This window comes from Streptomyces sp. NPDC006365 (genome assembly GCF_042870755.1).
Lineage (GTDB): Bacteria > Actinomycetota > Actinomycetes > Streptomycetales > Streptomycetaceae > Streptomyces > Streptomyces xiangluensis.
In genome coordinates this window covers 213,710-237,145 of sequence record NZ_JBIAHS010000006.1, presented here as the reverse complement: position 1 = coordinate 237,145, position 23,436 = coordinate 213,710, and the positions used below count along the sequence as shown (strand labels likewise).

16 protein-coding genes are annotated in these 23,436 nt (G+C 69.6%); 10 read left to right on the top strand and 6 right to left on the bottom strand.

Annotated features, from left to right (window positions below; translation table 11 throughout):
• Positions 1 to 195 precede the first annotated feature (195 nt).
• The gene (locus tag ACFYO0_RS19355) at positions 196 to 1,806 is read right to left on the bottom strand and encodes a protein phosphatase 2C domain-containing protein (protein ID WP_388677098.1); all 1,611 of its coding nucleotides are present in this window, start codon (positions 1,804 to 1,806) and stop codon (positions 196 to 198) included.
• Positions 1,807 to 2,028: 222 nt separating this feature from the next.
• Between ACFYO0_RS19355 and ACFYO0_RS19350 the strand changes: the two genes are divergently transcribed.
• The 9 genes from ACFYO0_RS19350 (at position 2,029) to ACFYO0_RS19310 (ending at position 14,240) form a co-directional block, all read left to right on the top strand.
• Entirely contained in the window at positions 2,029 to 3,009 is a 981-nt protein-coding gene (locus ACFYO0_RS19350) for a helix-turn-helix domain-containing protein (RefSeq protein WP_388677095.1), read from the top strand.
• Between the two features lie 126 nt (positions 3,010 to 3,135).
• The gene (locus ACFYO0_RS19345) at positions 3,136 to 5,451 is read left to right on the top strand and encodes a glycoside hydrolase family 95-like protein (RefSeq protein WP_388677092.1); all 2,316 of its coding nucleotides are present in this window, start codon (positions 3,136 to 3,138) and stop codon (positions 5,449 to 5,451) included.
• 329 nt (positions 5,452 to 5,780) lie between these two features.
• The gene (locus ACFYO0_RS19340) at positions 5,781 to 7,145 is read left to right on the top strand and encodes a branched-chain amino acid ABC transporter substrate-binding protein (protein ID WP_388677090.1); all 1,365 of its coding nucleotides are present in this window, start codon (positions 5,781 to 5,783) and stop codon (positions 7,143 to 7,145) included.
• 159 nt (positions 7,146 to 7,304) lie between these two features.
• Positions 7,305 to 8,351, top strand: a complete 1,047-nt coding sequence (locus ACFYO0_RS19335; RefSeq protein WP_388677087.1) for a branched-chain amino acid ABC transporter permease — start codon at positions 7,305 to 7,307, stop codon at positions 8,349 to 8,351.
• A gap of 3 nt (positions 8,352 to 8,354) precedes the next feature.
• Positions 8,355 to 9,710: a branched-chain amino acid ABC transporter permease gene (locus ACFYO0_RS19330; protein ID WP_388677085.1), complete on the top strand. Its 1,356-nt coding sequence runs from the start codon at positions 8,355 to 8,357 to the stop codon at positions 9,708 to 9,710.
• Positions 9,707 to 10,534, top strand: coding sequence for an ABC transporter ATP-binding protein (locus ACFYO0_RS19325; RefSeq protein ID WP_388677082.1), 828 nt, complete (start codon positions 9,707 to 9,709; stop codon positions 10,532 to 10,534). The genes ACFYO0_RS19330 and ACFYO0_RS19325 overlap by 4 nt, the downstream gene beginning before the upstream one ends.
• Positions 10,531 to 11,283, top strand: a complete 753-nt coding sequence (locus ACFYO0_RS19320; RefSeq protein ID WP_388677079.1) for an ABC transporter ATP-binding protein — start codon at positions 10,531 to 10,533, stop codon at positions 11,281 to 11,283. Before ACFYO0_RS19325 ends, ACFYO0_RS19320 begins: the two co-directional genes overlap by 4 nt.
• Before the next feature lie 14 nt (positions 11,284 to 11,297).
• On the top strand, positions 11,298 to 12,239 hold the full coding sequence (locus ACFYO0_RS19315; protein ID WP_388677076.1) for an EamA family transporter: 942 nt from the start codon (positions 11,298 to 11,300) through the stop codon (positions 12,237 to 12,239).
• A gap of 117 nt (positions 12,240 to 12,356) precedes the next feature.
• Positions 12,357 to 14,240, top strand: coding sequence for a PA domain-containing protein (locus ACFYO0_RS19310; protein ID WP_388677073.1), 1,884 nt, complete (start codon positions 12,357 to 12,359; stop codon positions 14,238 to 14,240).
• Positions 14,241 to 14,344: 104 nt separating this feature from the next.
• On the opposite strand, the gene rsgA is transcribed toward ACFYO0_RS19310, so the two are convergent.
• The 5 genes from rsgA to ACFYO0_RS19285 form a co-directional block, all read right to left on the bottom strand.
• Complete coding sequence (gene rsgA / locus ACFYO0_RS19305) at positions 14,345 to 15,472, bottom strand: ribosome small subunit-dependent GTPase A (RefSeq protein ID WP_388677071.1); 1,128 nt, start codon at positions 15,470 to 15,472, stop codon at positions 14,345 to 14,347.
• A gap of 253 nt (positions 15,473 to 15,725) precedes the next feature.
• Positions 15,726 to 18,290 carry a polysaccharide lyase family 8 super-sandwich domain-containing protein gene (locus ACFYO0_RS19300; RefSeq protein ID WP_388677069.1) on the bottom strand — a complete coding sequence of 855 codons (2,565 nt, stop codon included), beginning with the start codon at positions 18,288 to 18,290 and terminating at the stop codon, positions 15,726 to 15,728.
• A 41-nt stretch (positions 18,291 to 18,331) separates the two neighbouring features.
• Complete coding sequence (locus ACFYO0_RS19295; RefSeq protein ID WP_388677066.1) at positions 18,332 to 18,889, bottom strand: DUF1772 domain-containing protein; 558 nt, start codon at positions 18,887 to 18,889, stop codon at positions 18,332 to 18,334.
• A 112-nt stretch (positions 18,890 to 19,001) separates the two neighbouring features.
• On the bottom strand, positions 19,002 to 20,534 hold the full coding sequence (locus ACFYO0_RS19290; RefSeq protein WP_388677063.1) for a cellulose binding domain-containing protein: 1,533 nt from the start codon (positions 20,532 to 20,534) through the stop codon (positions 19,002 to 19,004).
• 251 nt (positions 20,535 to 20,785) lie between these two features.
• Positions 20,786 to 22,108, bottom strand: coding sequence for a radical SAM protein (locus ACFYO0_RS19285; protein WP_388677060.1), 1,323 nt, complete (start codon positions 22,106 to 22,108; stop codon positions 20,786 to 20,788).
• Positions 22,109 to 22,355: 247 nt separating this feature from the next.
• On the opposite strand from ACFYO0_RS19285, the gene ACFYO0_RS19280 reads away from it, so the two are divergent.
• Positions 22,356 to 23,429 carry an AraC family transcriptional regulator gene (locus ACFYO0_RS19280; protein WP_388677057.1) on the top strand — a complete coding sequence of 358 codons (1,074 nt, stop codon included), beginning with the start codon at positions 22,356 to 22,358 and terminating at the stop codon, positions 23,427 to 23,429.
• Positions 23,430 to 23,436 lie beyond the last annotated feature (7 nt).

Here is a 23,436-nt window from a genome sequence, read left to right as displayed (position 1 = left end):
ACCCCCGCCCGCACGTCGAAGTCGCCCCCTCTTGTTCGAACACTTACACGGGATGCATGCCCCGCCCGGAACGCGCCAGTCATGTCGAATGGTCAACTACCTGCGACACGGCCACGGGTTCCCCGTACAGGAAGGGACAACCCGGTGGGAATCGGCCGTCCTCCGGCCGCTCCACGCGGACATGAGACGGACGCGTCACGCCTCCCAGACCGCTGCCGCCGTGCGGTCGTCGGCGTATCCCTTGACCCTCACCTGGACGTCGGCGAGGAAGGCCGCCATGCCCGGTGGCTCGCTGTCCGTCCAGCGGGCCGTCAGGTGGTGGGCGAGTTCGGATTCGCCGCGCAGCGGTTCGGCCAGCCCGCCCGTGCACAACAGCAGTGTGTCGCCGGGGCGGGCCACGGAAGCGCGGAAGCGGAAGGGCGGGCGGGGCGGTTGGGGAGCGGGTTCGTACGGGCTCGGGGGTGTCGTGATGCCAAGGTCCATGGTCAGCCGGTCGCCCTCCGGGGTCTCGGAGGGCGGCGAGCCGAAGCCGACCACGGCCCCGCCGGTGGTCTCGGCGACCCTCGGCTCGATGTCCTGAAGTTCGCCGTCGCGCAGCCGGAACAGGCCGCCCTCTCCGACGCCGAAGAAGACGCGCGTACGGCAATCCGGGTCGGCGGGAAGCAGCAGGCAGCGCAGGCTCGCCGTGTACTCTTCCGGGTCGATGCCCTGCTCGGCGGCGGCGGCCCGGAGTTTGCCGAGGCTGCGGTCGACGAGCCGGTGCAGCCCGGATTTGAGGTCGCCGCGCCGGGCCGCCCTGATGTCCTCGACGAGCCGCGCATGGCTGCGGCCCACGGCCCGCCCGATCCACCGGCAGGCCTCGGCGGCGGCCAGATGCGCGCCGGGTGTGGCCCGCGCTCCGGTCGCCATGGCGACGAGTACCAGCGCCTGCTCCCCCGTCCCGAACCGCGCGGTCAGCAACGAGTCCCGCCGTGGCTCGCCCCGGTACCGCGCGGAGTCCCCGCGCACGGAAGCGGCCCGCAGCGTGCAGGCTCCGTAGTGCGCCCCGTCCAGCACCGTGTCGGCGACCAGGTCGTCGAGATCGTCGGGGTTCGCGGGCGGCAGGGCGGTGGGTTCGGGGTCGTAGGTGGGCGGGCCGGAGCCGACGTAGCCGACGGTGGGTGGGGCGGGGGTCCGGAAGGCGGACGGCGTGTCTGAAAAGGCTGCTGACGGGTCGTACGACGGGGTGTCCGAAGGGTCGCCTGCAGGGGCGTCGATCAATGTGTCGGGGCCGCCGGCCGGAGGCTCGGCCCGATCAGCTCGTTCAACTCCTTTGCCGTACGAGGCATCCGTGGGCGCATCGGCCCGCTCACTGGCGGCGGAGGCGGAAGCGACCGGTGCTGCCCCCGGCGTCTCCGTGGACGTATCGCCGCCGGACACCTCCGTACCGAATCCCGGCGGCTTGGGACCCGGTGGAGACGGCCTGGGCCCTGGCGGAAAGGAGGCCGGCCCCGGCGGTTCAGGAGGCGGCGCCTCCCAGGGCGCCCGCTGCCGCCGAAGCCCACTGCGCCGCAGTGCGTCGGCGCCCGGCGGCACCGAGGGCTGCGGCACCGAGGGCTGCGGCTCCGAGGCCGACGGTTTCGCGGGGGCGCCCCCGCCGGGCGGACCCTGACGCGGAACAACTCCGACCGTTCCCGCCGCCGAGGCGAACCGGTCGTCGAGGGAGTCGGCCGCGGCCGCCGGTCCCGTGTCCTCGGTGGAGTCGTCGTACAACTGCCGCCACCAGTCGTCCTCATGACCGGTGGGCGTCTCCCCCTGCTGGCTCATGCCCCCAATTGTCCACTGGACGGGCCGGATGAAAACGGTGCATCCGGAAAAACCGCCCGGTGACCCTGACGACGCACGGCAGTCGGTGCCACAGTGACGCAGCCCGGGCAGGGTGACGCAACCGTGGCAGAGAGGCCGGTGGTACGGGAATGATGTGCGGCGGCACGTTTGCGCCGTGGCACTTTTCCGCCACGGCCGGTCATCGAGGAGGGGCGTCGCCGGATGCTGGGAGCGATCGGTCTGGACGAGACGCATGAGTCGGCGTACCGGGCACTGGTGTCCGTGGGCGCCGCCGACGTGCCGGACCTCGCGCGGCGGCTCACGCTCGGTGAGTACGACACGGAGCGGGCGCTGCGTCGGCTGGAGCGGCACGGTCTCGCGGCCAAGTCCTCGGTGCGGCCGGGGCGTTGGGTCGCGGCGCCGCCCGGGGTCGCCCTCGGCGCGCTGCTCACCCAGCGGCGTCAGGAGCTGGAGAAGGCGGAGCTGGCGGCGGCGCGGCTCGCCGAGGAGTACCGCGCGCAGGCCGCCGAGCCCGCCGGGCACGATCTGGTCGAGGTGGTGACGGGCGCGGCGGCCGTCACGCAACGGCTTCTGCAACTCCGGCTCGGTGCGCGCGAAGAGGTGCGCGCGCTGGTCACCGCCGACGCGTCCCTCTTCACCGGGGCGGAGAACGACGCGAAGGAGAAGGCCGCCCGCCACCGAGTGGTCGTCGAGCGCGCAGTGCTGCACCGGCCCACCGGCATCGCCGAACTCTCCGAGGCGCTCGGCCGCGACGAGCGGATACGGGTCGTGGACGAGGTGCCGACCCAGCTGGAGATCGCCGACCGGGCTATCGCCATGGTGCCGTTGGCGTCGGGCGCCCTCGAACCCGCCGCGCTCGTGGTGCACGCGAGCGGGCTGCTCGCCTCGCTGTCGGCACTGTTCGAGTCGGTGTGGCGGGACGCGCTCCCGCTGCGCCTCGGCACGGCCGGCACACCCGCCGAGCAGGAGCCCGACGGACCCGACACCGCCGACCTGGAGATCCTCTCCCTGCTCCTCGCCGGACTGACCGACGCGAGCGTCGCCAAGCAACTGGACCTGGGCCTGCGGACCGTACAGCGCCGGGTGAAGCGGCTCATGGAACTGACGGGCGTGACGACGCGACTCCAGCTCGGCTGGCAGGCGCACGAGCGGGGCTGGGTCGCCCGGGAGCGCAAGGACTGAGCGCCCCAACACATCGGATCTCTCCCGGCTTATTGACGTGCCCCCGCGTCATCTCTAACTTGCGCTAGGGGATAGCTCCGATGAATCTGTCACGTCCCTGTGTCGTGCGAGCCGCCAGGAGGCGCCATGCCCAGCCCGTCCAGACGTACCGTGCTCGCCACCGGCTCCGCGCTCGGCGGGACGCTGCTCGCGGGTGGCCTGCCCGCACCGGCCACGGCGGCTTCCGGCGCAGCCGGCGCGCCCTCCTCCGACCCCTGGCGTACCGTCCTCGACGACGCCGACCTGGTCTGGCAGCGGATGCCGAAGACCTGGTACGAGGGCCCGTTCCTGGGCAACGGCTTCCTGGGGTCCGGCATCTACGCCGAACCGGGCAGGGAGACCGAGGCCATCCGCTTCAACGTGCAGCACTCCGAAGTCCAGGACCACCGCCCGGAGTTCGGCTCGCTCTTCGGGCTCGCGCGGCTGCCGATCGGCCACTTCACACTCGAACCGGTGGGCGGGATCACCGGCCTTGACTGGCGCCTCGGCCTGCGCGACGCCGAGCTGACCGGCACGCTCACCACCGACCGGGGCACGCTCACGATCCGCGCCCTGGTGCACAACTCCCTCTCCGTACTGGCCATCGAGGTGACGCCGAGCGAGGGCGAGCGCGACTTCAAGTGGGTCTTCCACCCCGCGGAGGCGATCAGCCCGCGCGCCGCTTTCCGGCCGCTGCCGGCGGGGTACGCGGCCAACCCGCCCGCCGAGACCGGGCAACACGACGGCATCTCCACCGCCGTACAGCCGCTGCTGTCCGGCGGTCAGCATGTCACCGCGTGGCGGGAGCGCACCCAGGGCCGTACGCGCACGCTGTACGCGCATGTCGCGCACTCGTACCCGAAGTCGACGGCGCTCGGGCGGGCGACGGCCGCCGTCCGCAGCGCCTCGCTCCTCTCGTACGATCTCCTGGCGGTGGCGCATCGTGCCTGGTGGCGGGCCTTCTACCGGAAGGGTTTCCTCTCGCTGCCCGACGCGCGCATCCAGCGTTTCTACTGGATCCAGCTCTACAAGACGGCGTCCGCGGCCCGGCGCGACGCGCCCGTGATGGCCACGTGCGGCCCCTGGGTCGAGTCCACGCCGTGGCCGGCGACGTGGTGGAACCTGAACGTGCAGCTGGAGTACTGGCTGATCCACGGCTCCAACCACCTCGAACTCGACGCGGTGACAAGGGCGTTGAGCGAGTTCCGGGACAACCTCACCGCCGAGATGGCGCCCGCGTACCGGGCCGACTCCCTCGGCATCCCGCGCACCACCGACGCCTCGCTGGTCAACGGCGGCGCGACGGGCCCCGTACTCGGCTACGGTGTCGGCATCCCGGGCCAGGATCCGCCGACTCCCGAGGTCGGCAACCTGACCTGGGCCCTGCACAACGTCTGGCTCAGCTACCGCCACACCATGGACGAGTCGGTCCTCCGCGACGTCCTGTTCCCCCTCCTCCGCAAGGCGATCAACTACTACCTGCACTTCCTGGAGCCGGGCGCGGACGGCAAGCTGCATCTGCCGGCCACCTTCTCACCGGAGTACGGCGGCAACTCGAGGGACTGCAACTACGACCTGATGCTGCTGACATGGGGCTGTCGTACGTTGCTGGAGTCGGCCGAACTCCTCGGCATCGACGACGAGTTGGCGCCGCGCTGGCGCGAGGTACTGGCGCGACGGGTCGCGTATCCGACCGACGGGAACGGCTTCATGATCGGCGCGGACATCCCCTTCGCGAAGTCGCACCGCCACTACTCGCATCTGCTGGCGGTGTACCCGCTGTACGAGCTGACGGGCCGGACGCCGGACGAAAAGGCCCTGATCGAAAGGTCGTTGGCCCACTGGGTGGGCTTCGAGGGCGCACTTCAGGGCTATACGTTCACGGGCGCGGCCTCGATCTCGGCCCTGCTCGGCAAGGGCGAGGACGCACTCGCATACCTGGGCCAGCTGATGTCCCGCTTCGTCCAGCCCAACACCATGTACAAGGAGACCGGCCCGGTCATCGAAACCCCCCTGTCGGCCGCCCAGTCCCTGCACGACATGGTCTGCCAGTCCTGGGGCGGCACCATTCGCGTCTTCCCCGCGCTCCCCGCGGCGTGGACGGACCTGACGGTCCACAACTTCCGTACGCAGGGCGCGTTTCTGCTCAGCGCGGTGCGGGAGGGCGGGGTGACCCGCTGGGTCCGGCTGGTCAGCGAGGCGGGCGCCCCCTGTGTCGTACGGCATGGCATTGCGGGCCCGATCGACGTACGGGACGGCCGGGGACGTCCGCTGCGATACGACTCCGTCGGCGACGGCACGATCCAAATCCCCCTGAGCAAGGGCGAGTCGGCCCTCATCACCGCCAAGGGCGACCGCCCGGACCTGCGGATCGCACCTGTCGAGCCGAACGAGGAGGCGCCGCGCTGGGGGTTGGCGGAGTGACAGGGCCTCATGCGCGTCGTCGCGATCGGCGCCCGTGTCGAGCCGCAGGCGTCCGTCGGCGGGAGCGCGGCGAGGGCTCCGAGGTGCCGTCCGGTTCGGCCTCGGCGAGGGCGGCCGGTTCGGGAAAGACGTGCGTGACGTCCCGCCGGGCGCATCCAGCCGAGCGCGTCCAGCACCTTGCCGCGCGCCCGTACCAGCCGCTCGGCCTCGTCCCGGCCCACCACCGCGCGTAGTACACGACGTCGGGCAGGCGCCGCACTCACCGGACGGCATGGGGCCGGACCCTCAAAATCCCCTGCGTCCGAAAATGGACGATCGATAACGATCGAATGACCCGTCAATACGAAACATTTCCGTTAGCTCCCATGTACCTCAGGGGTAACACACAGGCCTCAGATTGCCGCGTACCTGCGGCAACCGAGGAGTGGGATGTTCAAATCAGCCAAGTTCGTGGCGATGGCACTTGTGGCCGGCCTGGCGGCAAGTGCCTGTGGCGGCAGCGCCACCGGGGCGCTGAGGAATCGTCGTCCGGCGACACCCTGGTCATCGGTGTCGATCTGCCGCTTCAGGGCGCCTCCAAGGACGCGTCCGAGGCGACCGTCAACGCCATGAAGCTGTACCTGGACCAGGTCGGCGGCAAGGCCGGCAAGTACAAGGTCCAGCTGAAGGTCTACGACGACTCCACGGCCGCCAAGGGTGCCTGGGACGACGCGACGTGTGCGAAGAACGCGCAGGACCATGTGGCCAACGCCAAAGAGGTCGCCGTCATGGGCACCTACAACTCCGGGTGCGCGCAGATCATCGCCCCGGTGCTGAACGCGGACCCGAAGGGTCCGATGCTGATGGTGTCCCACGCGAACACCTACCCCGGACTGACGAAGTCCTGGGATCCGGGTGACCCCGAGAAGTACTCCCCGAGCGGCAAGCGGAGCTACGCGCGCGTCATCGCCACCGACGACTACCAGGGCGCGGCCGGTGCGCAGTTCGCCGCCAAGGACCTCGGCGTCAAGAAGTGCTTCGTCCTCAACGACAACCAGACCTACGGCAAGGGCGTCTCCAAGGCCTTCGAGGACGAGGCCAAGAAGCAGGGCATCACCGTGCTCGGCAACCAGGCCTGGGACGTCAAGCAGCCCAACTACGCCGCCCTGTTCACCAGCATCAAGTCCAAGAAGCCGGACTGCGTCTACCTCGGCGGCATCTTCGACAACAACGGCGGCCAGCTGGTCAAGGACAAGGTCAAGGTCCTCGGCGACAACGACAAGGTCAAGCTCATCACCCCGGACGGCTTCACCGGCTACCCGGAGTTCGACGGCCTGGCCCAGGCGCAGGGCACGTACCTCACCTTCGCGGGCCTGTCCACGGAGGTGCTGCGCGAGCAGGGCGGCACCGCAGCGAAGCTGCTGGACTCCTACAAGAAGAAGTACGGCGAGGACCCGGCCACCAACTACGCGCTCTACGGCGTCGAGGCGCTGCAGGTGATCCTGGCGGCGATCGAGAAGTCCGACGGCACCCGCAAGAGCGTCCGGGACGCGGTGTTCGAGGGTGAGGGGATCACCATCCCGGCCGACGAGTCGGCGGTGGGCAAGGAGATCACCATCTCCAAGGAGACCGGTGACGTGAACGTCCTCGACATTTCGGTCCTCGAACTGAAGGGCAAGACGGAGACCTACCTCAAGCCCTGGCCCGTCAGCTGAGCCGGTGAGTGCGGGGCGGGCGCCGCGGAGTCCCGTGGCGCCCGCCCCGCACGGCTTCGGCACCCGTCCCCGGCACGGCTCCGGCTCTCGTCCCTCGCGTACGCCCCTGTCGCTCGCGCCCCCTTCGCGTACGCCCCGCTCCACTCCACGAGGAACTTCATGGCAGCAACCGCCACCGGCCTGGTGGCTCCGACCGCGATCGACCGAAAGGCTCTGATCCAGCGGTACGCCACCTACGTCATCCTCCTCGGCGTCGTCATCTGGCTCGGCGCCAACCTCATCAAGTCACCGTCCCAGTTCTTCTCCGCGAGCGCGGACGGATTCAACCTGGGGATGCTCTACGCGCTGATCGCGCTGGGCTACACCCTGGTCTACGGCATCATCGAGCTGATCAACTTCGCACACGGCGATCTGTTCATGCTCGGTGCCCTGTGCAGCGGATTCCTGCTGACCACCGTGATGGGCCAGGACCAGTCCAACCTCCTGGGCTGGGTGCTGTTCCTGGTGACCCTGGTCGGCACCATGGTCTTCTGCGGCGGCATCAACGTCACGATCGAGTTCCTCGCCTACCGGCGCCTGCGGCGTGCCCCCAAACTGGCCGCGCTCATCACAGCCGTCGGCATGAGCTTCGTCCTGCAGTTCATCGGCCTGAAGTGGAACGGTTCGACACCCAAGCAGTGGCCGTCGATCTTCCCGGAGGGATCCATCGGCTTCGCCGGCTTCGAGGTCGACTACAGCCTGCTCCTCGTCATCGCCGTGACAGTCCCGATCCTGCTGCTGCTCCGCTGGGTCGTCACCAGCACCAGGCAGGGCAAGGCGATGCGGGCCGTCGCCCAGGACCAGGACGCCGCCCGGCTGATGGGCGTCAACGTCAACCGGACCATCTCCTTCACGTTCCTGATCGGCGGCGCCCTGGCCGGTACGGCGGGCGTGATGTACCAGCAGGTGGTGGGCACCACCGCGTACAACCTGGGCTACCAGATGGGCCTGATCGCCTTCACCTCCGCCGTCCTCGGGGGTATCGGCAACATCACCGGCGCGGTGCTCGGCGGCGTCCTCATCGGCGTCATCCAGGGCATCAACGACGGCGCGCCCTACGGGTTCGGCCAGCAGTGGTCCCAGAGCGTCGTGTTCAGCATCCTCATCCTGCTCATGGTCTTCAAGCCCGAGGGCCTGCTGGGTCGGCCGACCACGGAGAAGGTGTAGCCCATGGCCTCCGCGAAGACCTCCGCCAGGACGGGCCGGCTGCCTGTCCTGCCCGTGCCGCACCACCTGCGCTGGCCGCTCGGTTACACCGCGGCCGCCCTACTCGTGTTCCTGGCCTACTACTACATGGTGCCGAGCCTCCCCGAGGGAGGCCAGCAGTTCTTCCAGACCTGGCTGCCGCTCAGCTCGGTCAACGAGGCCCTGGTCTGGGTGATCTGCGCCCTCGGCCTGAACATCGTGGTCGGCTACGCCGGCCTGCTGGACCTGGGCTTCGTCGCCTTCTGGGCGCTCGGCGGCTACACCGCCGGCTGGCTGATGTCCGGCCACTTCCACCAGGTCAACCTCCATTTTCTCGGCGGCGCGCAGTCGTCCGCGGTCGGCGTGCACGTCAACTTCTGGTTCGTCCTGCTGATAGGCGCCGCCTTCTGCGCCCTGTGGGGCGTGATCATCGGTGCGCCGACGCTGCGTCTGAAGAGCGACTACCTCGCCCTGGTGACACTGGGCTTCGGCGAGATCATCCCGCAGGTCTTCACCAACGGTGACGACATCGGCGGCTTCAACCTCACCAATGGCGCCCGGGGCATCACCCCGGTCGACCCGATCAGCATCGGCGGGTTCACGCTCGGCCCGTTCGACCTGGTGTACAAGTTCGTGATCTTCGTCGTGATCGCGGCCATCGTCATGTTCATCTCGCTGCGGCTGCGCGAGGGCCGCCTCGGCCGCGCATGGCTCGCCATCCGCGAGGACGAGCTCGCCGCCAGCATGATGGGCGTACCGCTGATGCGCACCAAGCTCGCCGCGTACGCCGTCGGCGCGGTGGCCGGCGGTCTGGCCGGTGTCGCCTTCGCCACGCACGTCGGCGGTGTGCTGCCCGACCGGTTCAATTTCTCGATCTCGATCACGCTGCTCGCGATGGTCGTGCTCGGCGGCATGGGCAACGTCTGGGGTGTCACCCTCGGCGCGCTCGTCCTCGCCTGGATCAACTCCACGGGGCTGCCGCAGATGGGCAACACGATCAACGAGAACCTCGGCACCGACATCAACTTCCCCTCGTACAACTTCCTTCTCTTCGGCGGCATTCTCGTACTGATGATGATCTACCGACGCGAGGGCATCCTGCCCGAAGCGCGCACCAGGCTCGTGCTGCGCGAACCCAGCCGGACCGAACGCGAGGCGCTGGGCGCCGACATGGAGGAGTCGGCACCGGAGCTGGACGAGGTGCTGGAGGCCGAGGACGCCGAACTGGAGGCGGCGGCAGACGCGCCGACCGCCGACGTCGTGGGCGCTGACGCGCTGGCTGCCACCGGTACCGAGGGCACTGAGGACGGGCTCGGGCAGAAGGCAGGGAACACGATATGACGACCGCCTCGCAGGAAACGCCTCAGGAGGCCGCGGCGGACGCCCCGCCGAAGCTGCGCGCCGAGCACATCACCGTGAAGTTCGGCGGCCTGGTGGCCGTCAACGACGTGAGCTTCACCATCCCCGACCGGTCGGTGGTCAGCCTCATCGGACCCAACGGCGCGGGCAAGACGACCTTCTTCAACGTGCTCACGGGCCTGTACCGGGCCACCAGCGGCCGGGTGCTCCTCGGCGACAAGGACACCACCAACCTGGTGCCGCACCGGATCGCCGCGCTCGGCATGGCCCGTACCTTCCAGAACATCCGTCTGTTCGGCCTGATGACGGCCGAGGAGAACGTCAAGGTGGCCATGCACTCCCGGCTGAAGTCGGGGCCGTTCCACACCGTCGTACGCACTCCACGGCAGCGCCGCGAGGAGCGCGAGGCCCGCGAAATCGCCCGGGAACTGCTGGACTTCGTCGGCATCGGCAAGTTCGCCGGCGAGTACGCCCGCGGCCTCTCCTACGGCGACCAGCGGCGGCTGGAGATCGCCCGAGCACTGGCGCTGCAGCCCAGCATCCTTCTCCTCGACGAGCCGACGGCCGGTATGAACCCGCAGGAATCGGCCCGGTTCGTTTCCTTCGTGCACCGGCTGCGGGACGAGAAGGATCTGTCGGTCCTGCTCATCGAGCACGACATGAGTGTGGTCATGCAGCTGTCGGACCGCATCACGGTGCTCGACCGAGGCGAGAAGATCGCCGAGGGCGGCCCTGACGACATCAGGAACGACGAGCGGGTCATCGAGGCGTACCTCGGAAAGTCCGGAAGGGGCAAGAGCGCATGAGCGGCACCAGCGCAGAGGGCGGCGTGACCGACACCCGCGAGCCGATGCTGGAGCTGGACGGCATCCACGTCTACTACGGCAACATCGCCGCCGTGAAGGGCCTGTCGCTGACCGTCCACCCGGGCGAGATCGTCACCCTCATCGGGTCCAACGGCGCCGGCAAGTCCACCACCCTGCGGGCCATCTCCGGCCTGCTCCCGCTGCGACACGGCCGGATCACCTTCCAGGGCGAGGAGTTGAACGGGCTGGCGGACCACGAGGTCGTCAAGCGGGGCATCGCCCACTCCCCGGAGGGCCGGCGGATCTTCCCCCGGATGACCGTGGACGAGAACCTCGACATGGGCGCGTTCCTGCGCAAGGACAAGGAGGAGATCGCGGGGGACCGGGAGATGGTCCTCGACCTCTTCCCCCGGCTGCGGGAACGCATCAACCAGAAAGCGGGCACCATGTCGGGCGGTGAGCAGCAGATGCTCGCCGTGGGGCGGGCGCTGATGGCGAAGCCGAAGCTGCTGCTGCTCGACGAGCCGTCCATGGGCCTGGCCCCCGTCCTGGTGGACGTCATCTTCGAAACCATCACCAGGATCCGCGAGCAGGGCACCACGGTGCTGCTCGTGGAGCAGAACGCGCTGGCCGCGCTGGAGATCGCGGACCGTGCGTACGTCCTGGAGTCGGGAGCGCTGAAGCTCCACGGGCCGGCATCCGAACTGGTGGCGGACGAGGACATCGTCAACGCCTATCTCGGCGGCTGAACGGCCGCGCCGGGATGCGGCCACAGGCGCTCGGTGCGCTGTACGGCGGGCTGGCCACCGCCCTGCTCGGCATCTCGTTCGTGGCGAGCAGCACGATGTCGGACTTCCCGCACCTGGGTGGGCAGTCCGTCCGTTACGCCGCCGGGTTCCTGCTGCTGTGTCTGCTCGCCGCGCGCACCGACCGGTCGCCTCTGCGGCGGCTCACGGCACGGCTGTGGCTGCGGCTTGCTGTGATCGGGGCGACCGGGCTGGTCGGCATGAACGTGGCCGTACTCCAGGCCGTGCGCACCGCCGAGCCGACGGTGCCCGGGGTGGTGGTCGCCTGCTCGCCGGTGGTCGTCGCGGCCCTCACCCCGCTGGTGGAGCGGCGCCGGCCCGCCGCCCGCCCGGTTCTCGCGGCCGTGGTGGTGACGGCGGGCGCGGCGGTGGTGCAGGGCTTTGGACGTACGGACCTGGCCGGTGCGCTCTGGTCGGTGACGGCCCTGGTCGGCGAGGTGACCGTGATGCTGCTGATCGGCCCCGCCGTGCGGGCGCTGGGCCCGATGCTGCTCTCCCTGTGCGTGTGCCTGCTGGCGGCGCTGGAGGCCGGCGCCGCGGGGCTTCTCCTCGACGGCAGCGGCTGGCTGCGCACGCCCACCGGGGTGGAGGCGGCGGCGCTCGCCTGGCAGGCGGTCATGGTGACGGCGGTGTGCTTCCTGCTGTGGTTCGCCGCCGTGCAGCGGATCGGGGCCCAGCGGATGGCGCTGCTCACCGGTGTGGCACCGGTGGCCGCGGCCCTCACCGCGCCCCTGGTGGGCACGGGCGCCTTCGGCCTCGCGCAGCTGGGCGGCAGCCTGCTGGTCACGGTGGGCGTGGCGCTCGGCTCGTCCGGCGCCACCTCATGGTCGGCTGCCGCCTCGCGAACTGCAGTGTCCCCAGCGGGCTCTGACACCCCGTCGGACGTCTCTGGAAAATAAGATCACGTTAACGCGGCTCCGCAACCCTTTCCTCACAAGGCGCACACAGAGTACGTTCCCTTCGCTGCCCCCCGCGCCCTCTTCACTCTCAGACCAAGGAGAGCCATGGGAAGAGCCATGGGCAGAGCGAGATCCCGCGTACGCGTCGCGAGTTGTCTCGCCGCGGCGGGCCTTGTCGCCGGTTCGTTCACCGGTGTCGCCCACGCACATGACGGTGTCTCCGCCGACGACGGCGGTATCGACAACGCCAAGGCCACTCACGATCACCACAGCCACCAGCACGGTGGTGACGAGGGCCATCTACCCGCCGGAAGTGACAACGTCCGTCTCGTCAGCAAACTCGGACTGAAGAACGTCGAGCCCGAGAAGATCGCCGACGTCGGAGTGTTCAAGGGACACGCCTATCTCGCCGCCTGGGGCGGCGCGACCTGCAAGTACAACGGCGTGCACGTCGTGGACATCCGCAAGCCCTCCACGCCCAAGGAAGTCGCCTTCATCCAGGCCAAGGAGGGCAGCGCACCGGGCGAGGGCATCCAGACCCTGCACATCGACACCCCGTACTTCAACGGGGACGTGCTGGTCAGCAACAACGAGAAGTGCAAGGCCACCGCCGGCTTCGGCGGCATGAACATCTACGACGTCAGCGACCCGGCGCACCCCACCCCGCTCGCGGAGGGCGTGGGCGACAAAACGGCCATGGGCCAGGGCAAGAAGGACGCCAACGAGATCCACAGCGTCTACGCCTGGGACGCCGGCAGCAAGGCGTACGCCGTCATCGTCGACAACGAAGAGGGCCCGGACGTCGACATCGTCGACATCACCAACCCGAAGAAGGCCAAGGTCATCGCCGAGTACGACCTCGACGAGGCGTTCCCGCAGATCGTCCAGGACGCCCCCGCCAACCTCAGCGAGATCTTCCTGCACGACATGGTCGTCAAGGAAATCGGCGGCCGGCAGATCATGCTCGCCTCCTACTGGGACGGCGGGTACGTCACCCTCGACGTGACCGACCCGACCAAGGCCACCTACCTCGGCGACACCGACTTCGCCGCACTGGACCCCGAGGCCTTGGAGAGCGGGTTCGAGGTCGCGCCGGAAGGCAACGCCCACCAGGCCGAGTTCACCCTCGACAACAAGTACGTCGTCGGCGCCGACGAGGACTTCGGGCCGTACGCCCTCACCGCCCGCAACCTCACCGACGGCACCGGGCTGACGGCGAGCCAGGGCAGCAACACCACACGCCTGGAAGAGGGGCAGACCATCACCGGCGACTCGGTCTTCGCGGGCCGGGCCTGCCCCGGCGACCCGGCGGTCCCGGCCGGCGACCCGAACGCCGTGGACGTCGCCGTCGTCGAGCGCGGCGTGTGCACCTTCACCGAGAAGGTCGCGAGCGTCATCGCGGCCGGCGGCTACGACGCCGTACTCATCTTCAACCGCACCGGCACGGACGCCTGCGACCAGACGCTCGGCATGAGCGTCGAGGGAGACATCCCGACCTTCGGCGTCGCACCGCGCGGCCAGGGCTTCGCCATCTTCGGCCAGGCCTACGACGACGCGGCCTGCCTCGCCGGAACGGGCCCCGGGCAGCTGCCGGTTGCGCTCGGCACCAAGGGCGACCGGCTCAACTTCTCGTCGTACTTCGACGGCTGGGGCTACGCCCACCTCTTCCGCAACGAGGGAGGCAAGCTCACCGAGCTGGACACCTACGCCGTTCCCGAGGCCCACGACGACGCCCACGCGTCGGGATCCGGCGACCTCTCCATCCATGAGGTGGCCGTCTCCGAACAGCGGGCCGACCTGCTCTACTTCTCGTACTACGCCGCCGGTCTGCGCGTCGCGAAGATCGTCGACGACGAGATCGTCGAGGTGGGTCACTACATCGACGAGGGCGGCAACAACTTCTGGGGCGCCCAGGTCTTCGAGTCCGGCGGCAAGGAGTACGTCGCCGCCTCCGACCGCGACCACGGGCTCTACATCTTCGAGTACACCGGAGGACTGTGAGCAGCGGGCGCGGTCCGCGACGGGACCGCTGACAACGCGGGCCGCGCCCTCGGGCGCGGCCCGCGCGTCCGTGCCGCCTCAAACACGGTCCGCGGTGGATCCCCCTACCGCTGGCGTCCCCTCTTCGCGTCCATGGCCGCGCGCCCTTCCGCCCCCTTCCGTTTCCACTCGCGCCGGATCTCCGCCCGCAACCGCGCATCGGTCTTGGCCACGATCCGCTGGTTCTCCCGGAGCAGCTTCCGATAGCTGTCGAGGCGCCGCTCCGGCAGCGCACCCGACTCGACCGCGGCGAGGACCGCGCACCCCGGCTCCGCGTTGTGCGCGCAGTCGTGGAAGCGGCACTCGGCGGCCAGTTCCTCGATCTCCGAGAAGACCTGGCCGACCCCGGTCCCGGCGTCCCAGAGGCCGACGCCGCGCAGCCCCGGGGTGTCGATGAGCACCCCGCCGCCGGGCAGCGCGAGCAGGTTGCGCGTCGTCGTGGTGTGGCGGCCCTTGCCGTCCACGTCACGCGTCGCCTGGACCTCCATGACCTCCTCGCCGAGCAGCGCGTTGGCGAGCGTCGACTTGCCCGTGCCGGACTGCCCGAGCAGTACGGACGTGCCACCGGACACCACCGCCGCGAGGACGTCCAGTCCGTCCCCGAACGTGGCGCTGACCGGCAGCACCGGCACCCCCGGCGCGCTGGTCTCCACGTCCTGCACGAGGTGCCCGAGCGTCACCGCGTCCGGCACCAGGTCGGCCTTGGTCAGCACGACCACCGGCTGCGCACCGGACTCCCAGGCGAGCGCGAGAAAGCGTTCGACGCGGCCGAGGTCGAGCTCCGCGGCGAGCGACACGGCGACGACCGCGTGGTCGACGTTGGCCGCGAGGATCTGCCCCTCGGACCGCTTGGAGGAGGTGGAGCGTACGAAGGCGGCACGGCGCGGCAGATACGTCCGTACGTAGCGGGGATTGCCTGCGGGTTCGACGGCGACCCAGTCGCCGGTGCACACGACGCGCAGGGGATCGTGCGGCGTCACGAACGCGGTGTCCGCGCGCATGACCCCGTCGGCGGTGATCACGTCGCACTGTCCCCGGTCGACGCGGATCACCCGCCCGGCCACGAGCCCCTCGGCGTCGTACGGGGCGAACTCGTCCGACCACGCCTGGTCCCAGCCGTAGGGAGCCAGCGCCGAGAAAGCAGCAGATGAGGATGCAGAGGACGAGGCAGAAGCAGAAGAAGAGGAAGTCAAGGGAAACCCTTCACAAGGGTGGCCCCGGCACACACGCGGTGGCGTGGGAGAAGAAAGAGGTCAGCCGGCGACCACGGAGGTGGAATGGATGAACTTCCGGATGCGGGCAGCGCCCATCTCAACGACAGCCATCGGTCACACCTCCTGATCCTGCTCAGCCGACGACAGCGGCCAACCGGCCGCCAGGGGAACGACGGAGACCCTAGCTCGATGCGCCGGCATGATGCCAACTCTTTTTTGTGCGGTGCTCTTTTCATGCGGAGGAGCGCAGCGTGACCGTGAAGCTCCGTCCGTACGCGTGGCGGGTGTCGAAGTCCAGCCGGGTTCCGCCGTGGACCGCGCGCACGCGTACCCCGTCGTCCGACGTGACCTCTCGCAGTGGCCGGCCTGGGAGCAGGACGGTGACCGTGTCCCGGTGCATGGTCGGGTCGGACACGGCCACGGTGGTCGGGCCACGGCGTTCGCGCCGCACGATCACCGAGGCGGGCCCGTCGATTCGCATACGCATCCCAGGGGCCTCGTGGCGGCCGGTTGTGAAGCTGTTGGCGGCCGTCAGGCCGAGGCCGGTGTGGATGACGGCCTGCAGGCGTGAGGTGTTCGCCAGGACCTTCAGCGGCCCGCCGTGCAGGTACGAACGCAGGCCGGTCTCCACCGCGTTCGGCACCAACGCGTAGGCCAGGCGGGTGGGCCGGGCTCCGGCAGCATGGTCGACCGTGACGCCGAAGACACTGCGGGTCACCGCGGTGTCCGGGTTCGAGGTGCGGACCACCCGGCGGCTGCGGGTGACCCTGTCCAGGGCGACCCTCACCGGCGGGGTGTCGAGGAAGACATAGCCGACGGCGGCCCGCTGCGTGGCATTGGCGTAGCGCAGCCAGTGCAGGTCTCCGATGCCCGTGCCGGTCCAGGGTCGGCCGTCGCGGAGCATTCCGATGACGGAGACCTGATCGTCCGGTGCGGCGGTACGGGCGTCGACCGTCGTGGTCACGGCCCGCCCGGCGCTGTCGCCGACCCCGGCCGCGAGCACCACGATCTCTTCGTCGAGGAGGAACCACGACTTGGTCGCCGTCGCGTTGCGGTACACCACGAAGTCGTCCGGCAGCATGCCCGCCGCCTTGTCGCGGAAGGCGACGTCGTCGGACTGCACCATCCCGGCCGCGCCGTACACCCCGAGGACGGCGCCGCCGGAGTGCCGGTTGGTGCCGCGCGGGAAGTAGACGTACTTGTTCTGCGACTCGGACGACGAGGTGAAGTTCAGTGGGTGGCCGGGGTTGTCGTAGTACGGCTTCCCGTACAGCTCGGGAATCGTCTGCCGCCGCTCGACCGGCGCGGTGACACCGGCGAGGCCGTACGGCGAGACCGTGGTGAAGTAGTCGACGCCGTAGGCCTGGGTCTGGTCCTGTCCGGAGAGGTAGAGGTAGTACGCGCCATCGCCCTGGAACCAGGGCATGAGGTTCTCGCCGTTCATGTACTCGTAATTGCTGATCCTCTCGGAGCTTCGGGCGAGCGCGAAGGCGTACCCCGGTCTGCGGTGCACGGTCCTGTCCATGGCGTTGAAGGCGACGCTGCGCGAGGCGGGGCTGAGGTCCGCGGGCGGGACACCGGCGTCGCCGATGATGTCGGCGTAGCGCACGATGCCGACCGGGGAGACGAAGCCGGCCGGATCGAGGGTGGTGGGCGAGGTCGACCGGATGTACTTGACGTAGCTCTTCAGGGCGGTGGCATCGGCGCCGGTCGCGAGCGAGGAGAGGTCGACGACGGCCTCGACGAGCACCGCGACATCGGTGTAGCCGGTGTTCGTCCGCGCGACCGCCCTCCCCTTGACGATCTCCATCATCCAGCCCTCGAAGATCAGCGGCGCGAAGCCGTTCTTCACCCAGCCGTGCACGGTCGGCACCAGTTCCCCGCCGTGCGCGAAGCCCGTACCGTCGAGGATCTTGAGGGTCTGGACGACACGGGTCAGCAGGGCCTTGCCGTAGGAGCCGGTGTAGGCGACGGAGGCGTGCTGGATGAAGGATCCGTCGGCGTAATGACCGTCCGTGACACCGTGTTCGAGGTGGTACGGGTCGATGGTGACGAAGACCGTCAGCTGGTCGGTGAGGGCCTTGCGGATACGGGCGCCGTCGCCGAGGAGCGCACCCTGCAGGATCCGGTTGGTGGTGATGTCGGCGAGGTTGGCACCGGTGTGGAAGCGCGAGTCGAGGTTCACGTCCCCGTCGACGCCGTTGCGGAGGTAGGCGTCCATCGAGGCGACGTAGGTGCGGATGAGGTCGGGGCGGTACTCCTCCACCTCGTCGGAGAGCAACGCCAGGGTCTTGCTGATGTGCTGGGAGAGACCGATCTCCCAGTGGAACCAGTTGCCGTAGTAGCCCCTGGACTGGTCGCCGTAGTAGCGCGCGTACAGCCAGACGAGACCGTCGATCACCCGGCGCTGCACGGCGGTGTTCTCGTACAGGTCCGCGGAGACGCCGCCCGGTGCGCGGGTGGCGAGGGCGATCTCGTACAGCCGCCTGAACGCGGTGTTGAGGTTGGCCTCGTCGGTGCCGAGCACCAGACCGGCGAAGAGCTCGCCCGCGCCCGCCGCATCCATCAACGTCAGATTCGTCCGCGCGACAGTGTCGATGGCGGCGAGCTTGGCGGCCGTCTCCGGCCGGGCGTTGGACTCGACGGTCCCGGCGAACACCTCCACGGTGTTGGCCAGGAGACGTGCGCTGCCTGCGACGACCTCGGCGGCGCTCGCCGGATACGAGGGGATCGGGATCACCGGCAGAAGACCGGCGGCTGACAGGACGGACAGCAGCTCTCTGCGGGTGATCTCCATGGTGTCCTCCGCCGCTGAATTGGCGTCCTGACGGGCCGGAGTCAAGCGGAGTCGGCAGCCGAGGGCAAGTGGGCTCGCGCCGGGCGCGCGATACGTCCGTACAGGACGAGTGCCCGGGCCAGGCAGCCCAGCGCGAGCGTCGACAGCGCCGCTCGTACGAGGTTCCAGGCCACCCATGGGTCCTCGAACTCCTCACGCACGGCAGCCGGATCGGTGATCCTGGCCGGATCGCCGGCGCCGACGAGGTCGTCGTTGAGCGGGATGTTCACGATGACGGTGAAGACGAATGCGAGGGCGTACGCGGCCAGGGCCGCCCACACCCACCCGCGCAGCCTCTCGGAAGAGCGCAGTTGCCAGGCGGCGATTCCCGTGAGCGGCAGCGCGCCGACGAGGCTCAGGAAGAACACCGGGTTCTCGATGACCTTGTTGATGTCCTGCATGACCTCGACGTAGACGCGGTCGTCGCTACGGGCCAGCCCCGGCATCACGCCGCAGGCGAAGACGTAGAAGCTCCCGGCGATCAGACCCATGGCCACCGTGGCCGCGACCAGCACACCTCCGGCGGCCGTACGCCGCCTCTCTGTGTTGTTCCGTGTCATGGCTGTGAGTCAACCGGCGGCCCGTCGCGCACGACATCGCCAGGACGCGCAGCCGCATGAGCGGCCGTCCAGACCGGCCCAGCGGGCCCTGGGTCGCTCCGGAGCAGGCTCTTCAGCTCGCCTGCGTGCAGTCGTGCCCGTTCAACGTGACGTCGTACGGCGCCGAGTTCTCGCCCTCCCACGACGCGAGGAAGCCGACCGCGAGTCTACCGCCGGCGGGTACGACCTTGTTGTAGTCGGCGGCGGTGGCGGTCACCCTGGAGCCGTCCTGGTCGGCCTTGCCGTCCCACATCTGGGTGATCCGCTGGCCGTCACGGAACCTCCAGCCGACGCGCCAGTCGTCGAGGGCCTTGGTGGAGGTGACGGTGACGGTGGCCTGGAAGCCGTCCGGCCACTGGTTGACCAGGTCGTAACTGGCCTTGCAATAGGCGGGCTTCGTGGGCTCGGGATCATCGTCGGGTTCGTGGGAGGCCGTTGCCTCGCCCTGAGGCTTCTGGCCCTTGTCTGTGTCCTCGTCGTTCTCGTCGTTCTCGTCGGTCTCGTCGGTCTCGTCGTTCCCGTCGCCATCCGAGCCCGACCCGGAGTCCGAGGGCTCCGGAGCGGGGGACGTGGTGGCGGACGGCAGGGCGTCCGCCGGGGGCACCTGGTCCCCCACCGGCTGCCGGCCCGACGCCGACTCGTCCTGTGCGACGGGGTCACTGTCGGAGTCGAAGGCCCCCAGCGAGACCACGAGCGCGAGCATGGACACGATGACGGCCGCGACCAGCAGCCCGGCGCGCCCGATCCGGGCCTTGGCCTCCTCGGGATCCGGCGGCGCCGCCACCTCGTCCGGGTCCGCGCCCGACCGGCTGAGCCCCGACTCCACGGCTCTGCGCCGACGTTCCAGATACGCCAGTCCGCCCCAGCCGAGCACGCCACCCGCGAGAGCCGCGGGCACCCCGCCACCGCCGAGCCGCAGACAGGCGGCGGCCTCCGCGCACTCGACGCAGCGCGCCAGGTGACGGGACAGGTCCTCGGGGGTGTCGGCGCCGGGCGAGCGGGTGACCGCGTCGAGGAGCCGGGCGTAGCTGCGGCACTCCGCGTCGAGCGGGGTGTCGAGATGGTTGCGGTGGCAGCGGTCGCGGAACACGCGGCGCACCTGGGCGAGTTCCTCGGAGGCGCCCTCCGGATCCAGGCCGAGTCGGCCGGTCACGGCGGGCAGCGGTATCGCCTCGACCTCGGCCAGCCAGAGCAGCGCCGCGTCCGCTTCCTGCATGTCCCTGAGCGCGCGCAGTGCGAGCGGCCGTTGCAGTGGCGGTCCCGAATAGCGTTCCGCTTTCTCGGAGTTGAGCCACAGCCGCAGCTCGGGGTCGAGGCGGTCCCCTTTGCCCTGCGATTCCCAGCGGGCAGCCGTCTGGCGTACGGAGGTCAGTAACGACGGGATTCGGGGCAGTCGGGGCGTCCGCGACCGGCGCCCGAAGCTCTTGCCGCCACTGTCCTCGGTGGCGCGTACCTCACGTATGCCATGGGAGAACGCCTCGGAGGCCAGCTGGCGGGCACCGGGGGAACCAGCGGTGCACAGATCGGCGTACGACAGCACCGCGTCCCAGCACTCCGAGAACAGCGTGGCCTCGGCGGCGTCTTGAGGGGTCGGCAGGTCAGGCATGGGCGGGGACTTCACCTGCATCCGAAAAAGAGGGGAGTCAACTCAAGAGGGGAATACGGCAGTTGAGCGGGGACATCTCAAGGGGGACCAGAGTTTTTCACGCGGCCCGCACAACTGACAAGCGTCACTTGCATATGCGGTTATCTCTGGTGCCGCAGAAGCCCCATCCCCATCAAGCCAAATCCTCGCTCCCACCAGCGCGAACAGGTCCCTCGCACCCTCCCCGCGCAAGCCTCCCTCACACCCGTCCCTCAGACCGCGGACGCCTCCTCGTTCGCCGGCAGACTGTCCATGAACGAGCTCACCGAGAAGACCGCGTTCCCCGGCCCGGGCGGGCCGTATCCGGGAGGCGAGGACAGCCCGAAGTCCTCCATGGTCGAGCGGTACGCCTCGAGCAGCCGGATGTGGTATTCCAGCGGCGCACCCTGCGGATTGGCCTTGCCCAGCGGTGTCGTCGGCTCGGGGCACCAGGTGGTGAACCGCGGCGTGATGCCGTGCGACATGAAGAACCGCAGGCCCTCGGTCGTCGACTCGATCGCCTCGTCGACCGTCGTGAAGCCGAAGGGCTCGGCCATCTCCACGCCCGCGACGAAGTTGGGGATGACGTTGCGCGCGCCGAAGATCTCCGCCGAGTCGAGGATGCGCTTGTGCCACTCGTCGCGGCCGACGTAGCGCTCCTTGCCGGGGCAGTACAGCTCGAAGAGACGGCGGTCCCACACCTCGTAGTTCGGGTGGTAGATCTGCACGCCGTAGTCCTTGAAGCGCTGTACGTCGTCACGCGGCAGTGCCTGCGCGACGACCTTGCCGATCCACCGCCCCGGGAAGCGCTCCTCGATGGCCTTGGCGTAGTGCCCGTAGAAGTCGGCCTCGTCGCGGCCCGCGACCTTCGAGGTGATCGCACCACCGGTCAGCGTGTACGCGGTGGACGCCTTGGCGGTGTCGTACCGGTCGATGATCTCCAGTGCTTCAAGGACCTCCTCGACGTCCTTCACACCGGTGTACGGGCGCCCCGCCGCCTTGTGCTGGCGCCAGTTGTGGTTGATGTCGCAGTACTGGCACTCCTCCTTGGCGCCGAAGTACTGGCAGACCCGGAAGACCGTGAGGTAGATCAGGTAGCCCCACTGGATCGTCGGGGCCACCTCCATCACGGACTTCCCGTTGGCGAGCGTGTGCCGGTAGTACTCCGGCATCGGCGGCACCCCGACGTCCGAGATCCGCTTCCCGTCGAGATAGAGCCCGAGCACTCCGTCCTCGCCGGCGGCCACGCGGTAGGGCGAGGAGGGATTGACGCGTACGGAGACGACGGTGCGCCGCAGGTCGTACGGCCCTCCGGTGAGAATGATCTCCTCGGGCGGGCGCCTCAGCGCGGCCTCCCCGAGCTCGGGCAGGGTCCCGTGGTCGAAGGAGAAGATGAAGTACGACTTCGGCTTGACGTCGCCGTCCTCATTGTCGCTGAGCGCCGAGTCGTCGAAGGCCACTCCCCCACGCAGCAGGTCCTCCTTGAAGACGGCCTCCCGTGGCACATGCGGGAACCGCTCCATCAGATCCTCGACCAGTGCGGTACGGCTGCCCATCCCGACCTCCTCGCTCCCGTGCACTTCCGGCTCGTGTGCTCGACTCCTCACGGTATGCCCCTGCCTGCGGAGCTGCGGTGCCGGGGCCCTGGTGGCGGTGCGGGGGCCGTCTGGATCCGGAGAGCGTCGGCCCCCGGCGAAGGGCGGACTCAGGACACCAAGGGCCGTACAGGGGACTTCGGCGGCCAGAAGGTGCGACCGGTGGTGTCCGCTGCCTACGGTGGTCGTCGAGAAGAAGGTGAGTGCGATGTCCCTTGCCCCAGGCCCGGCAGACGCTCCCGGGACCAGCCGCAGCACGTCGGCGACGATCCAGCCGAACATCCTGCGCTATCTCGTCATGGTCGCCGACGAGCGCGGCGTCGACCTGCGGCCCCTGCTGAAGCAGATGGGACTGGACGAGACGGTCATGCGCTCCGCCGCGCTGCGAGTGTCGTACCGGCAGGGCAGCGCGGCGATCCGTCGTGCGCTGGAGCTCACCGGGGACGAGCAGTTGGGGCTGAAGGTCGGTGCTGCGCAGCACCTGACGGCGTGGGGCCTGCTCGGCTTCGCGCTGATGGCCGACGACACGCTGCGGCACGCCATCGAGACCGGGGTGAAGTACCAGAACCTGTCCGGGGCGATGGTGGTGTGGTCGGCCGCTGTGAGTGAGGAGGACGACACGTTCGTGCTGCGCGCCGATCTTCCCGACCCCGCCATGGACCCGGCCGTTGCCTCCTTCCTGAGCGAGGAGGCGTTCGCCTCCGTGGTCACCACGTCCCGGCTGGCCGTCGGCCCGGCCTTCTCGCCGAGGGCGGTGGAGTTCTGCTTTCCGCCTCCGCGCCAACTCGGCTCGTACGAGGCCCTGTTCCGCTGTCCGGTCCGCTTCGGCGCCCCCGCCAACCGTATGGTCTTCGACCCTGCGTGGGCCCGTTTCCGGATGCCCGGCCGGGATCCGGTGAGCTATGCGTCGACGCTGGAGCTGCTCGACGCGCACATGACCTCCCGCCGTGACCAGCAGGATCTGCTGGAGGTACTGGAGATCTCCATCGCGCAGGGCCTGCCGGTGGTGCCGTCGTTCGCTGAGCAGGCGCGGCGGCATGCGACGAGCGAACGGACGCTGCGCCGTCGGCTGGCCGACTGCGGCACGACGTACGAGGCACTCGTCGAGGGAGTACGCCGGGAACGCGTCGAACAGCTCCTGCTGCGCCCGGAACTGACACTGCGTGACGTCGCCCGCCGGGCCGGATTCTCCGACGAACGGGCGCTGCGCCGCGCGGTGCACCGCTGGCACGGCGCCTCCCCGGTCCGGCTGCGGGAACGGATGCGCGCGGATCGCCGCTGAGGCCGAG